This is a genomic window from Photorhabdus cinerea, assembly GCF_011189575.1.
Taxonomy (GTDB): Bacteria; Pseudomonadota; Gammaproteobacteria; order Enterobacterales; family Enterobacteriaceae; genus Photorhabdus; species Photorhabdus cinerea.
On sequence record NZ_PUJW01000001.1, the window covers coordinates 192087 to 207285 of the forward strand.

The 15199-nt window shown below is 42.3% G+C and carries 14 protein-coding genes; 5 read left to right on the forward strand and 9 right to left on the reverse strand.

The features are described 5' to 3' along the window. Positions 1-54: 54 nt before the first annotated feature. On the reverse strand, positions 55-840 hold the full coding sequence (locus C5469_RS00740; protein ID WP_054477496.1) for an SDR family oxidoreductase: 786 nt from the start codon (positions 838-840) through the stop codon (positions 55-57). Positions 841-890: 50 nt separating this feature from the next. Beyond that, positions 891-1526, reverse strand: a complete 636-nt coding sequence (gene tesA, locus C5469_RS00745; RefSeq protein ID WP_166300984.1) for a multifunctional acyl-CoA thioesterase I/protease I/lysophospholipase L1 — start codon at positions 1524-1526, stop codon at positions 891-893. Between tesA and ybbA the strand changes: the two genes are divergently transcribed. Both ybbA and ybbP read left to right on the forward strand, forming a co-directional pair. Continuing rightward, positions 1494-2180 carry a putative ABC transporter ATP-binding protein YbbA gene (gene ybbA / locus C5469_RS00750; RefSeq protein WP_166300987.1) on the forward strand — a complete coding sequence of 229 codons (687 nt, stop codon included), beginning with the start codon at positions 1494-1496 and terminating at the stop codon, positions 2178-2180. The genes tesA and ybbA overlap by 33 nt on opposite strands. Further along, positions 2177-4612, forward strand: a complete 2436-nt coding sequence (ybbP, locus tag C5469_RS00755) for a putative ABC transporter permease subunit YbbP (protein WP_166300990.1) — start codon at positions 2177-2179, stop codon at positions 4610-4612. Before ybbA ends, ybbP begins: the two co-directional genes overlap by 4 nt. 93 nt (positions 4613-4705) lie before the next feature. On the opposite strand, the gene C5469_RS00760 is transcribed toward ybbP, so the two are convergent. The 3 genes from C5469_RS00760 to C5469_RS00770 form a co-directional block, all read right to left on the reverse strand. After that, complete coding sequence (locus C5469_RS00760) at positions 4706-5761, reverse strand: LLM class flavin-dependent oxidoreductase (protein ID WP_166301646.1); 1056 nt, start codon at positions 5759-5761, stop codon at positions 4706-4708. Between the two features lie 61 nt (positions 5762-5822). Beyond that, positions 5823-7097 carry an MFS transporter gene (locus C5469_RS00765; protein WP_166300993.1) on the reverse strand — a complete coding sequence of 425 codons (1275 nt, stop codon included), beginning with the start codon at positions 7095-7097 and terminating at the stop codon, positions 5823-5825. A gap of 56 nt (positions 7098-7153) precedes the next feature. Next, on the reverse strand, positions 7154-8041 hold the full coding sequence (locus C5469_RS00770; RefSeq protein ID WP_339413268.1) for an outer membrane protein OmpK: 888 nt from the start codon (positions 8039-8041) through the stop codon (positions 7154-7156). Positions 8042-8866: 825 nt separating this feature from the next. Here C5469_RS00770 and C5469_RS00775 point away from each other — a divergent pair. Continuing rightward, positions 8867-9898 carry a fucose-binding lectin II gene (locus C5469_RS00775; RefSeq protein WP_166300996.1) on the forward strand — a complete coding sequence of 344 codons (1032 nt, stop codon included), beginning with the start codon at positions 8867-8869 and terminating at the stop codon, positions 9896-9898. Between the two features lie 187 nt (positions 9899-10085). Then, positions 10086-10286, forward strand: a complete 201-nt coding sequence (locus C5469_RS00780) for a riboflavin synthase (protein WP_278249736.1) — start codon at positions 10086-10088, stop codon at positions 10284-10286. Positions 10287-10566: 280 nt separating this feature from the next. Here the strand turns inward: C5469_RS00780 and purK are convergent, their stop codons facing one another. From purK to ppiB, 4 genes are all read right to left on the reverse strand, one after another. Further along, entirely contained in the window at positions 10567-11634 is a 1068-nt protein-coding gene (gene purK / locus C5469_RS00785; protein WP_166300999.1) for a 5-(carboxyamino)imidazole ribonucleotide synthase, read from the reverse strand. Then, the gene (gene purE, locus C5469_RS00790; RefSeq protein WP_166301002.1) at positions 11631-12161 is read right to left on the reverse strand and encodes a 5-(carboxyamino)imidazole ribonucleotide mutase; all 531 of its coding nucleotides are present in this window, start codon (positions 12159-12161) and stop codon (positions 11631-11633) included. Before purE ends, purK begins: the two co-directional genes overlap by 4 nt. Positions 12162-12299: 138 nt before the next feature. Next, positions 12300-13022, reverse strand: coding sequence for a UDP-2,3-diacylglucosamine diphosphatase (gene lpxH / locus C5469_RS00795; protein ID WP_166301005.1), 723 nt, complete (start codon positions 13020-13022; stop codon positions 12300-12302). Between the two features lie 10 nt (positions 13023-13032). Then, the gene (ppiB, locus tag C5469_RS00800; RefSeq protein WP_166301008.1) at positions 13033-13527 is read right to left on the reverse strand and encodes a peptidylprolyl isomerase B; all 495 of its coding nucleotides are present in this window, start codon (positions 13525-13527) and stop codon (positions 13033-13035) included. A 269-nt stretch (positions 13528-13796) separates the two neighbouring features. Between ppiB and cysS the strand changes: the two genes are divergently transcribed. After that, on the forward strand, positions 13797-15182 hold the full coding sequence (gene cysS / locus C5469_RS00805) for a cysteine--tRNA ligase (protein ID WP_166301011.1): 1386 nt from the start codon (positions 13797-13799) through the stop codon (positions 15180-15182). The last annotated feature ends 17 nt before the right edge of the window (positions 15183-15199 follow it).

The window sequence follows — 15199 nt, forward strand, 5'->3', positions numbered from 1 at the left end:
TTAAATTCGGTGTTGTAGGGTATTATTGAACAGATGAGGTTACTTTCCTAACTTTCAAGTTGTACCACTCTGTTTAGTCAGTATCTTATCCATTAATCTTCCCGGTAAAATCCGGCGCATAATGGTTACCGCGTGAGTTATCCAAGTCACTGGATAACGTAATTTAGGATTCGGGCTTTCTAAAGCGTGAATCAATTTACGCACAACGGCTTCGGGTGTCAGTGTAAAATGGCGGGCAATGCTGGGGTTTTTGACCGGCTTATCACTTTGTGTCTGATTCACGTTCTCGGTAAAACGTGTTTTTATCGGACCTGGCACAATCAAGCTGGCTTTAATGCCGGTACCTGCCAACTCCATTCTTAACGCATCTGACCATGCTTCCAGAGCATATTTACTGGCAGAGTAAGCACCACGGCCTGGGGTTGAAATTAGTCCCATAACCGAACTGGTTTGGATAATACGACCTTCACCATGAAGTTGCATGGTTGGGAGTAGTAAACAGGTAAGTTGATGTGTACCAAACAGATTGGTAGAGAATTGGTGTTCCAGTTGTTCACGACTGATAGTGTTCAAAGGGCCATAAATACCAAAGCCGCCATTATTAAACAGTCCGTAAAGGCGGCCATTGGTTAGCCTGATGACCTCGGCAGCGGCACGTTCAACACTCATTTTGTCATCAAGATCCAATTCGATAGGTTCCAGTCCTAGCTCGCGCATATGCTGTAAATCTGCGGGTTTTCGGCAGGCTGCTAATACTCGGTAGCCCCGTTGATGTAGTGTTTTAGCCGCTACCAGACCGATTCCACTGGAACAGCCGGTGATAAGAACTGACTTTTGCATAACTTTACCTGTTTATATACATCAATTTGTTGAAACTAATAGTTTACTACTTAAGAATAATTAAGATGTGCTGATAGTGTGTCAGACATCCAATTAGCGATAAATGGCTGGGCGGCCAGATTAGGGTGCAATCCGTCTTGTTGCACCCACTCCGGTTTAATAGCGACTTGTTCCATATAAAACGGGAGCAGGGGAATTTGATTATGTTCTGCCAGTCTGGGGTAAATCCTGGCAAAAGATTCAGTATAACGGCGCCCGTAGTTTGGTGGCAGACGGATCTGCATCAATAAAGGTTGAATATTGGCTTGTTTCACTAAGGTGATGATTTGTTGCAGATCGTGTTCTGTTTGTTGTGGGGGAAAACCGCGTAATCCATCATTGGCACCCAATTCTATCAGTACCCAACGGGGTTGATGTTGTTTAAGTAATTCAGGTAGCCTTTCAAGGCCCTGAGCAGCAGTGTTACCGCTGATGCTGCCGTTGATGACAGTGATTTTATTGCCGGATTTCTGCCACTTTTTTTCCATCAAAGCAGGCCATGATTGTTCAACAGGCAGATGGTAACCTGCACTGAGGCTATCACCCAGAATCAGCAGGGTATCCGCCGCAATAGCTCTGGCGCTGGATAACACCAATAGTAATAGGAAAAGTAAATGGTAACGGGAAATATTCTTGAAGTTCAGCATCTCAGTAAGCACGTTGGTCAGGGGGAACACAGGATCACTATATTGCAGGGAGTCGGGCTGGTTGTCGAGCCTGCGCAGACTATTGCTCTGGTGGGAGAATCTGGCTCTGGTAAATCCACACTGCTTGGTATTATTGCCGGGTTGGATGATGGTAGTGACGGTGAAGTCCGGCTGTTGGGACATAATTTAAGCCAGATGAATGAAGAGCAGAGGGCACAACTACGGGCTGAGAATGTCGGTTTTGTTTTCCAGTCATTTATGTTAATTCCGACTTTGAATGCATTGGAAAATGTCCAGCTTCCTGCTTTATTACGTGGTGAGTCTGAAAATAGTAGTAAGAAGCAGGCAATCGAATTGCTTGAACAACTCGGATTGGGGAAGCGTTTGAAACATATGCCGGCACAACTTTCTGGTGGAGAGCAACAGAGGGTGGCGTTGGCTAGGGCATTTAGCAGCCAGCCCAAAATTCTGTTTGCTGATGAACCAACCGGTAATTTGGATCGACAAACCGGTGATCGCATCGCTGACTTACTGTTTTCTCTGAATCGTGATTATGCCACAACGCTAATTCTGGTTACTCATGACAGCCAGCTTGCTGCCCGTTGCCAACGTTGCTTGCGGCTGGTTGATGGAACATTGAGGGAAGAAAGATGATTTGGCGCTGGTTCTGGCGCGAATGGCGCACTCCCTCTTTATTGATTGTTTGGTTATCCCTCACTCTGGCAGTAGCCTGCGTGTTGGCATTAGGCAGGATCAGTGATCGCATTGATCAAAGTGTTCATTACCAGAGCCGGGATTTTCTGGCCGGTGATCTGGTTCTGCGAGCATCTTATCCGGTAGATAATAGATGGTTACAACAGGCGAAAGATCTTGGGTTAAAGTTGAGTAGCCAGCTCTCTTTCACCACGATGACTTATGCGGGGGATATCCCTCAACTGGCTAATGTAAAAGCCGCAGACAGTCTCTATCCGTTATATGGCAAGTTGGAAACTCATCCACCCGGTTTGAAAGCAGAAAAAGGTACTGTTCTGGTCGCTCCTCGCTTACTTGAACTGTTGAAAATCAAAATTGGCGATAATCTGGATGTAGGCGACACCACACTCAGAGTCAGCGGAGAATTAATTCAGGAGCCAGACAGTGGTTTCAATCCATTCCAGATTGCGCCGCGGATTTTAATCAGTCTTGATGATGCCCAGTCTACCGGTGCGATTCAGCCGGGTAGTCGACTGACTTACCGTTATATGTTTTCCGGTGATAAAGAAGCGGTTTATCAATATCAGCAGTTAATTGATCCACAACTTAAGGCTGATCAGCGCTGGTATACCTTGAAGCAGGATAGTGGCGCGCTGGCAAAATCTATTGAAAGAGCGCAACAATTCCTGTTGTTATCCGCTTTGCTCACGTTATTACTTGCCGTTGCTGCCGTGGCAGTATCAATGACTCACTATTGCCATAGCCGCCATGACTTGATCGCTGTACTTAAAACACTTGGTGCGGGGCGCTGGGCTTTGCGTAAGTGGGTGATTGGTCAGTGGTTGGTGTTATTGGGTGCGGCAGCATTGGTGGGCGCGCTTTTAGGATTAATGTTTGAATATCTGCTAGTGCATATTTTGGCACCTATGTTGCCGAAGACTTTACCAGAAGCAGGATTTTGGCCGTGGGTATGGGCATTGGGGGCATTATCTGTGATTGCTTTGCTGGTGGGAATACGTCCATACAGGCAATTAATGGCAACCCAGCCATCACGGGTACTGCGTGATGATATTATCGCCCCCATCTGGCCATTGCGCTATTACTTGCCATTGGTGACATTGGTTGTGGTTAGTGGGCTGGTTTTTCTGGCTGGTACCAGCCCTATGTTATGGGCGTTACTTGCTGGTGTAATGATTGTTGCCGTGTTATTGGCTGTACTCGGTTGGGGAGGATTGTGGCTATTGCGTCATCTGAAATCCCGCCATCTCAGTTTTCGTTTAGCGGTTAGCCGATTATTGCGGCAGCCATTTCAGACGGTGACTCAATTGGCGGCTTTCTCTTTATCATTTATGTTACTTGCTTTGTTGTTGGCGGTCAGGGGCGATTTACTTGACCGCTGGCAGCAACAATTGCCACCAGATAGCCCAAACTATTTTCTGATTAATATGACTGGACAGCAAATTCCACGGGTAAAGCATTTACTGGCTCAGTATCAGGTTAAACCAGCGGAGTTTTATCCAGTGGTATTGGCCCGCTTGACGGAAATTAATGATCAATCAGCCATAGCGTGGGCAGATACCAAAGAACCGGACAGCAACATTGTGCGGCGAGAATTGAACCTGACATGGAAAGAAGAACTACCATCGTTTAATACTTTGACAGAAGGTAGTTGGCCTCCAAAAGAAAATGAAGTTTCTATTGAACAGGGGGTTGCTGAGCGTTTGGCAATCAAAATCGGTGATAAACTGACATTCAGTGGCGATACACAGCAATTCAGTGCCATAGTCAGCAGTATCCGGTTGGTGGATTGGGAAAGCTTGCGGCCAAATTTCATATTTATTTTCCCAAAACGAACATTGGAAAATCAGCCGCAAACTTGGTTGACCAGCTTCCATTATGAAGGTGATGGCCGCCTTCTGACTGAACTTAATCGTCAGTTTCCAACATTGAGTTTGCTTGATACGGGGGCAATGATTAAGCAAATTCAGGATATTTTGCAACAGGTAGGTAAGGCACTGGAGGTTATGGTTGGGTTGGTCATGGTATGTGGCATCTTACTCCTGTTAGCACAGATTCAGGTAGGAATGCACCGGCGGCAACTTGAACTAGTCGTTTACCGTACCTTGGGAGCGAGTAAGCAATTACTGCGTCGTACTCTCTGGAGTGAATTTGCTTTGCTTGGGCTAATGGCGGGTTTTGCGGCGGCATTAGGCGCGGAGGTTGCGCTTTGGTTGTTGCAAACAAAGGTTTTTGATTTTCCATGGCAACCAGAATGGCAGATGTGGCTCTTACTGCCAATAATCAGCAGCTTATTGCTTTCTTTGTGTGGTAGTTGGCTGGGAATTAGGTTGTTACGAGGAACCGGATTACATCGGCAGGTTCAAAAGGGATAATTGTAGATATCTGGGGAATGGGTAAGTTTGTCGCGAGCCCATTCCCAGAAGAGAGGAAAACAGTATTTTATTTGTTGACCTCTTTATCGATGTTTAGGCAAATTCAGCTCTGAGTTGTGGCAGGATTTTTTCGCCGAAAGTGGTTAAGCCCTTAACATAATCAGGGAAGATCAACATGACCCCATCTAGTTCGCATTCACGTAGTAAATCTGATAATTGTTTGCGACATGTTTCCGGGTTGCCAATAGCTGTGTGGGTCATGAAGGCATTTTGGGATCTTTCAACCATAGCATTACTTTTTTCGCCAACATCGACGCCAAAACTGTGCATCATGCTTTTAACTGCTTCTATATCCAGACCATCACGATAGAGCTGAGCCAGCGTTTCAGCTTCTTCATCTGTTTCAGCGCAGATAATCGTACTCATACAAAAGGTTTTGGCGGTGGTACCGTATTCTGCTGCAATACGTTTAGCTGTCAGACTGATTTGTCGTGTTTCTTCTTCATCTTTACCACCAATAAAACACACATCGGTATGGCGTACACTAAAACGCAGCCCACGTTCTGACTGACCGGCGCATACCAAATAAGGGCGAGGAACGGAAATAGGTTTGGGTTCGGAAACACAATTATTTAATTTAAAGTAATCCCCTTGATGATCAACCTGCTTTTCACACCAAAGTCGTTTGATCAATTGAGTCCATTCTTCGGTCATTGCGTAACGTTGATCGTGATCTAAATTGCTATCCCATTCCCCCATTTGTTCAAATTCGTCTTTAAAGGAGCCAGAGACGATGTTCAGTCCGGCACGTCCATGACTTATCTGATCCAATGTCGCGATCATTTTGGCTGTCACGGCAGGGTTATGTAGCCCGGCATGCATGGTCGCGATAAGCCGGGCGTGATGAGTGACTTCGGCAATACCTGCCATCATTGTGACAGATTCCAGCGAACTGCCCCAATGTTCTGTTTCGCCGCCAAAGCCACGCCATTTACTCATGGACATAATAAAATCCAGGCCAATTTGATCAGCCAGAATAGCTGCTTCACGGTTTTGCTGATAAGAAGCATCCAGTGGTGGGGTATTTTTAGAAATAATCCATCCACCTTTAGCGATAGGTAGAAATACTCCGAATTCTTTATTTTCCATCATTGATTCCTTCTTTTTATGTTGTAAGGAATACCTTTTCAGGTCTATTTTATTTTTAAATTTAGTTAAGTAAGGAACTGTTGCCAGAATGTTTCCTTGCTATTTGTAAAGGTGGTTTCATCGTAAATGTGATAATCAGAATGGTAAGCACAGGTATAGCAATAATAAGAAATGCGGGTGTGAAACTACCTGAATAATCCTTAATGGCTCCCACCAGAAAAGGGGCGAAACACGCGATAGTGGAGATTAAGTTCACCACTGAGAATAATTCCAGATAGGGCGCGCGCCCAAAATAATTGAACAGTAATATGCTGGATGCCAGAAAGGTCATGCCATAACCGATACCAATACACAAAGTGAATAGGATTAAAAATGTCCATGAGGTGGCGGCACTGAGTGCGATAAGACCACAGATAATTATCGACAGACTGCCGATAAGCAGTTTTTTGGGATCGAGCCATTCACCAACAGCACCTCCTGCAAATCTTGAGAATGCGTTAATAAAAGCTAAAATACTGAGCGAAGAAGCAGCAACAGATTCGCTGAATCCATTTTCAGTAATATGAGCTACAGCAAAACTGTTGACGGTTATCCCACAGAGTAAGAAAGAGGTATAAGCGGCTGCAATGGCATAAAATTGCCAGGTGTGCAGTGCTTGCCGGACATTCCATATTTCTTTGGTGCGATAGATACTGGAAGTGACATGGTCTTGTTGATGTTTGCTGACTCTTTCAGCATGGGCATTTTCCTTTTTGCCTTCTCGCATAACTAAAATGGTCAATAGACTGATCAACGTAAGTAATACTCCGGAAATTGCCCAGTGCATACGCCAGTTTCCCCAAAATACCGTTGCCAGGAAATAGATCCACGGACCAACCACACCACCTAATCCTCCAATGGTGAAATAGATACCAAAAGCGAGTGATTGTTTTTCAAAAAGTCGGCTGATGACATAAGTTCCGGGAACAGTAGCCATAAGACTAAAACCGATCCCTAGTAGTGTTGTACCGGTGAAATAAGCGGCGATATTGTGAGTGTTGTAGAGGATGTAAAAGCCGGTGATAAAAGTTAGTGTACCGATCAGTAAGGTAGCCCGGACACCGGTACGGCGAATCAACATCGCTGGGAGATAACTGGATAATCCACATGATAGACCAAGTAAAGTGAATCCCAGACCTGCATCAGTCCAACTCCAGTTTAATTCCTTGATCATGCTGGGTAGCACAACGCCCAGTGAGGTAAATGTGGTTGCGGTGACCAAAAAGTAAACTAAACCCAAAAGTATCAGCAGGAGCCACTGATAAGTACGTCCGAACCTGTCATGTTGAATGGGCATCTTGACTCCATAATGGATAAAGGGGATCAGAAAATTCCTGATATTTTATTGTGGTATCAGAAAAAACTATATCGAATAAAGATCCCGTAGCTAAATTGATCCGTTCGATAATAAGATGTATCTCTTATTTTGTATTTATTTTTTATTGGGTTCAGGACAATACCTGTCCATAAATGACCGGGTTGATTGCCAAGACGTTTTCCTAAATCGTAATGTAACTCTGGTTTGAAATCGATAGTTTCAGGTTGTCCATGTAAACCTAATGTATAATCAAAAGTCCCAACAATACGGAAATCACCTAAACGATTGTTGAAGGGAATTCCATAGTCGATATGAATTCGCTGATCATTCCAGCTATTTTTGCCGTTATTCTCAAAATAAAAAGTTGTACGCAACCAACTAATCCAATTTGTCTGCCAGTCAATACTGATGCCTGGGAAATAGTCGTAATCTATGCCTTTAGTTTTAGCAACCCATTGGGCGAACAAAATATCTTTTAACGGCCCAAAAGAGATGTCATTCCCGGTGACTTTACTAAAGCTCACTCTTGGTACAAATTTATAATAGTAGGTGCTTTTATCACCTTTATAATCATTTTGCAGCGAGTTTTGCCAAATACTATAGACGTACATATCGCCGACACTATAGTCGCCGAAAGCCTCTAAAATCGGTGAAAGGGTTTTTCGGGGATCGACCCGATTCTCAAATTGCATATAAAGGCTGGTATCAATAGATTGAAAATTAACAAAATTACTGGCTTGAGCTTGATTGATTGCTGGCAGCAATAAAAGTATTGAAAGTAATCGGCTCTTCTTTAAGCAGGTGTTGATCCAGCGCCAGACGATTGCCAAATAAGCGGTACAATAAAATGGAAAAGAGATCTTTGAAGAGAAAAAAAGCAGTGGGCAGTTTTCCGTATCGTGGGTTTTTGAGGCAAATAACACAAAGGTACCCCTTCTCATGCGGTATTGGGCTAATGGTAGCTAGCATTGATCTAATAGAATGGTTTTGTCAAAGGGATATTTGATTTTATTGATAAAAGGTGAGGGGAGTAGAAAAACAAGATTATTTTAACCTTAGTGATTTTGTGTTGAAAATTTGAAAGAGGATTGTTAATTAATTCGGGTTTATGATGAGGAGTAATAAATGGATATTTATTTTAGGCTGTGTCCTGTAATCTATTTAAGGGAGATATTCAGCGGAAACACTTGTCCTTCATTTTTCTTTCATGATTATATAGGATGAATAGTTTTTATATTTTTATAACATGATTTGGTATCATTTTATGAGCCAACTTAGTTGGTGTCGTTACTCGTCATTAAAGAGATTGTTTAAGACGTTCGTTAAAGTGTATATAAACAATAAAAATTATGATTTCTTTTATTGCTATAACTTATGAAAATTATCAACGGGAATTTTTAATCTCTTTAAAATAATTACCATCCAATCATGATGATGTTATTTTTATGACCAAGTGTTAATTATAACCTAAGTTAAATGTCATTAAAGACTGTGTTGTCATGAAAGCATAAATAGTTACAGAAAAATCAACAATATTAAACCTATTAACGAGTTGATAATATATAACATTGCTTATGACCTATCATAAGTATTAATTTCAACAATATAAATCATCCTATATGTTAAAAGGTAAACCATATGACATAACTAAAGCAGAATATCTTAAAATCATTCTTGCCATATTTTAATTTCAAACAAAAAATTAAAGCAGCACATTAGATTAAAAACACCAAAAAGGATATATAATAATGAATACATCAAGTTATCTCTTTCTTAATTCAGAAAATATTAAGTACAATGAAATCTCTGGTTCTAATAGCGTATATGCAGGTTATCCAAAACATATCAATAATGATTGGCCTAACCTTCCTGTCGAATTTCAAAGGCATATCGACGATATTATTAATTTAAATGGCTATTTATATTTTTTTAAAGGTTCACAATATCTTAAATTCGATATAGAAAAAGCGCAAGTAAGTGATGGACCGAAGCCGATTGTCGAAGGATGGCCTGGATTAGCAGGAACCGAATTTGAAAATGGGATAGATGCAGCCACGGAATGGATAGATATAAATGCCCCAGACAAAACAGATGTTGTTTGTTTCTTTAAGGGTAGCGATTGTATCGATTATACCGTGAGCTCACATACGATTAACCAGAAAACTATCTCGGAAAAATTAGGAGCAACAGGGAAATATGCAGAATTCAGTGCAAATCTTGATGCAGCTATTTTATGGAGGACCCGAGGATACCATTATATCTTCATTTTCAAAGGTAATTCTAATATCCGATTTAATCTTAAATTAAATGCCATTGATGGAGGACCATATACCCCTAATAAAACTAATTGGATAGGTGTCGATTTCAAAAAAATTCAGGCTGCTGTATCAGTCGATACTGACTTATTAGGTAGCAAACAATGTGGCGGAACATGTGGTAATAATGATATCGGTAAATATTGTTTCCAATTATCTAAAAACACCCGATTTAGGCTGACAACCTACACAAATACTGATGTTCATCAGCAAACTGTAAAAGTGTATGTTGATGACATTCTGGTAGATACATTAACCGGTAAGGGAATAGATAACTTAATAGCGATAAAATCCTATTCGTCGGGTGCAGGCAAAGTCTGCATTGAGATCGCAGGAGATGGCAAACCATGCAAACTCCGCTATGCCTATAACACATTTGATGGAAAACCGGGGACTGTCATTATTGGTGCCGAAAATGGTAACAATAACCATTACAACGACAGTGTGGTCCTATTGAATTGGTAACAGGTTCGAGTTAAAAAGAGATCAAACTTATCAATGAATTAAAGCGGTATAATACCGCTTTTTTGTTGTGTGTCATGATAAGGATATTATGGTAAAGAGATATCGGCCTTACTGGTAGGGCATGCCATTATCAACAGAAAAATAATATTTTAGTTTTCCGGTAACGTAATAATTTGAGCAAAATAGGCTGCATGGTTGTAGCTTAACAATGAATGGTATAAATGAAGAAAATAAAACCATAGAATTGAACTTAATTCCAGAAACGTTAAGGGCTACTAATCTGGGTAATATTAAAGTTAGTGATTTACTTAACTATGAAATAGATCAAACAGCCAGAACGATTGTAGATACTATATCTAGAACGGTTAATGCGAATAGATCAATATGATAATTGAAGCAACATAAATAGGTTGGAATTCAGAGTAATAAGCCTTACATCCTCCTGATTCATTAGGGATTTTTTCAGCTAATTTAATAAAAAATAGCCCAAGGAGTTGGGCTATTAAAGATAAGTCTCACATCTTGAATAACTTTGCATGGCTTCTGATCCGATATAAAAGAACTTCTTGCTCAGTTCTCTTATAAATCAATAAGATAATCAGATCAATAAACAAACAACGTCAGTATCAGGCTTACCCTCAGCTTCGCTTGTACAAATCTGAGGTTAACTAAGTTAATTTTTCCTGCGCCCATTCAAGGCCACTCTGGTATTCAGGCGGCAGCATTGGAATAAGTTTCTGCAATGTATTTTTTAACTCGTTTTTATCTGTGTGAGAAAGATTAAGATGACCAACTTTACGTGCCGGGCGAACTTCTTTCTCATACCAATGTAAATGTACCAATGGCAAGCTGAGCCATTGCGGATTGGTATCTGTACCAATCAAATTAACCATGACTGATGGCGCGTTAACTTCTGGCTGAGGCATGGGTAAATCTAGAATAGCGCGGAGATGTAATTCAAACTGGCTGATAGACGCGCCGTTTTGAGTCCAGTGACCACTGTTATGAACCCGCGGCGCTAGTTCATTAATCAGTAAATTATCGCCGACAATAAAACATTCCATTGCCATCACTCCGACATATTTCAACTCGTGCATAATGGCTGACAACATGCTTTCAGCTTGTTGCTGTAGATGACAATTTTCCGAAGGAAAAGCAATACTGGTACGCAGAATGCCATCCTGGTGCAAGTTGTACGTTAATGGATAGAACACACAATCGCCATTCTCATTGCGGGCGCCGACCAGAGAAACTTCGCCAGAGAATGGAATGGCTTGCTCAGCAATACATTCGCCATAAATATCATCCGGTAACTCTGTTTCATCCCCGGGATGAATGCGCCATTGTCCTCGACCATCATAACCACCAATACGGCGTTTAACGATGACCAGATTACCGAGTTCAGTGAACAGCTGCGGCCACTGGCTGGTATCAGCAAGTAATTGCCACGGAGCAGTTGCAAGCCTCCGGCTATCTATTAATTGCTTCTGCGGTAAACGATCTGCCAGACGAGGGAAAATATCCCGATTAGCGAAAGCCTTATGGCGAGCGAGTTCTTGGGTAAGGGCTGTTTCCGGCCAGCGTTCAATTTCGGCGGTAATCACACTATTCTGGTAAGGAACGGCTTCGGGTTCTGCATCCAGACCAACAGGATAAACCGAGATACCTAAAGGCTCACCGGCCTGACGTAACATCCGCCCAAGCTGACCATTACCTAATACACAAACTGGCTTCATACTTCCTCCCGTGGATCGGGATTATCGAGTACATCCTGAGTTTGTGTTTCACGCCAATAAGTAAGGCGTTTCAGCAAATCTTTATCATGACGAGCCAGAATCTGTGTTGCCAACAGTGCTGCGTTTGCGGCGCCTGCTTTCCCAATCGCCAATGTGCCGACAGGAATACCTTTCGGCATCTGTACGATAGAGTAAAGGCTGTCTACGCCATTAAGCGCGGCACTTTGTACGGGTACACCCAGAACCGGCACTAAGGTTTTAGCGGCCAACATTCCCGGCAGATGGGCGGCACCGCCTGCGCCAGCGATAATGACATCAAAACCATTTCGTTCAGCTTGCTCGGCAAAACTGAATAATTTATCTGGTGTGCGGTGGGCAGAAACAATTTCAACATGGAAAGGTACATCAAGAGAAGTGAGAATATCAGCTGCGTGCTGCATGGTTACCCAATCGCTTTTAGACCCCATGACAATGGCGATTTTAGCGTTGTGCTGAGCTGTTCCTGCTGAATCAGGCCGGGCAGTCATAAATCAAATGCTCCTGTATTTTAACGTCCACCAGAACGAATATAGCGCTTTAAGGCCGCGGATCATATCATGCTCACACGCTAAGGAAAACGATTGCGTTACTTTATACTTTGCATTTTGATACCTGGTAAGGGTGATTCAGAATGGGAAAAAGATAAGATCGGTTGATTTGTCCGTTATTTTGAACATCGATCCTTGATGATGCCATGCACCAAGCACACCGCGGTGATACATTTTATTATGTCGAGCAACTTCATGTACTGCAGGACGATGAGTATGCCCATGGATCATCCAGTCAGCTTGATACCGCTCAAAAGCATCAATAACAGCTTGCTGATTGACATCCATAATGGCTTCTGATTTTCGACTGTTGACAGATTGACTATTTGCCCGCATTTTTACGGCAATTTTCTGACGGATAAACAGGGGTAATAGTAAAAACAGACGTTGAATCCATGGGGTATGAACCCGCTTACGGTATTGTTGATAACCTTCGTCATCAGTACATAAGGTATCTCCGTGCAGGATTAGCACCCGCTTACCATACAGTTCTAGGACTTTTTCCTGTGGTAGCAAGATTATTCCGCTTTCTTCAGCAAAGTGGGAACCGATTAGAAAATCACGATTGCCATGAATGAAATAACAGGTAACACCTTGTTGATGCAGGGTTTTTAATGCACTGGCGATTTCACGGTGGAGAGGATTATCATCATCATCACCAATCCAGTAATCGAACAGATCACCGAGGATATAAAGGCTATCTGCCTGAAGAGCATCCTTACGCAGAAAACTCAGAAAACCGGCAGTGATCGCCGGTTCGTGTTCGCTTAGATGTAAATCCGCGATAAAAAGTGTGCACATACGCAGTAAATTACTCGCTGATGGTCACTCTTTCGATAATGACATCTTCACGTGGTACGTCTTGATGCATACCGCTTCGGCCAGTAGAAACGCCTTTGATTTTATCAACAACGTCCATACCTTCGATAACCTCTGCAAATACACAGTAACCCCAACCATCAGGGCGCTCAGAGCGGAAATTCAAGAAATCGTTATCAACAACATTAATGAAGAATTGTGCGGTCGCTGAGTGTGGATCGTTGGTGCGGGCCATTGCCAGAGTACCACGGTTATTTTTCAGACCATTGTTGGCTTCATTTTGGATAGCTGCATCAGTCGATTTCTGTTTCATACCAGGTTCAAATCCACCACCTTGGATCATGAAACCGTTAATAACACGGTGGAAGATAGTATTGTCGTAGAAACTATTGCGGCAGTAGTTTAAGAAATTCTCAACAGTTACAGGAGCTTTATCGGCGAAAGTGTTAATTACGATATCGCCAAAATTGGTATGGAAAGTCACCATGATTGAAATCCTAATAATAGTTTTGATTAACCCGATTCAGGGCATTCGGACCAGGTGGCTTTTATATCACATCTACCATAATGAGTCAGTACCTATTAATTTCAGTAAGCTATCTTGATCGTCAACCTTGCAAAGTGCTTAATATCAGGTTTCAATATCTTATTGGACTATGTCGTATCGAAAATTTATTCATGAGATAAGGACATAAATCCAGAATTATCAATTTGTTATTTTTAATCACGCGTACAGTGAATTTACGGAAAATCCCGATGCTAAAAATTTTCAATACCCTCAGTCGTCAAAAAGAAGAATTTAAGCCAATTCATCCAGGGATAGTAGGGATGTACGTGTGTGGTATCACGATTTATGACCTATGCCATATTGGTCACGGCAGAACATTTGTTTCCTTTGATGTGGTTGCTCGTTACCTGCGTTACCTGGGATATGACTTGACATATGTGCGGAATGTGACCGATGTTGATGACAAGATCATCAAACGTGCAGCAGAAAATCATGAAAGTTGTGATGAACTGACTAGCCGTATGTTGGCTGAAATGTATAAAGATTTTGATGCACTGAACATTTTACGCCCTGATCTGGAACCACGTGCAACTCGTCATATACCGGAAATTATTGAACTGACCGAATCGTTGATAAAACGTGGTCATGCTTATGTTGCAGATAATGGTGATGTCATGTTCTCTGTCGAAAGTGATTTGGCTTACGGAGCGCTTTCCCGTCAGGACCTTAGTCAGTTACAGGCCGGAGCACGAGTAGAAGTGGCTGATGTCAAGCGTAACCCAATGGATTTCGTATTGTGGAAAATGTCTAAGCCAGGTGAGCCAAGCTGGGAATCGCCGTGGGGAAAAGGGCGTCCGGGGTGGCACATTGAATGCTCTGCTATGAACAATAAACAGCTGGGTAATCATTTTGATATTCATGGTGGTGGTGCTGATCTGATGTTTCCACATCATGAAAATGAAATTGCTCAGTCTACCTGTGCTCATGATGGCCCGTATGTGAATTATTGGATGCATTCGGGAATGGTCATGGTGGATAAAGAGAAGATGTCCAAATCGCTGAACAACTTCTTTACTATCCGTGATGTACTGAAATATTACGATGCAGAAACGGTACGTTATTTCCTGCTATCAGGTCATTATCGTAGTCAACTTAACTACACTGAAGAAAATCTGAAACAGGCACGTACTGCGCTTGAACGTCTTTACACTTCTCTGCGTGGCACAGATTTTTCTGTCCCGCCAGCAGGAGGTGAAGTGTTTGAAGCGCGTTTCATTGAAGCAATGAATGATGATTTCAATACCCCGGAGGCTTATTCAGTACTGTTTGATATGGCACGTGAAATCAACTGCCTGAAATCAGAAGATTTATCTGCTGCGAATGGTTTGGCGGCTGCGTTGCGTAAACTGGCTGGAATTTTAGGTCTGTTGGAACAAGAGCCGGAACAATTCCTGCATAGTGGTGTTCAGGCTGATGATGAAGACATTGCCAAAATTGAAGCATTGATTAAGCAGCGTAATGATGCTCGTAAAAACAAAGATTGGGCGCTGGCAGATTCTGCTCGTGATCAGTTGAATGAGATGGGCATTGAACTGGAAGATGGTCCGCAAGGGACGAGCTGGCGTCGTAAATAAGCTCGATAGAGTATAAC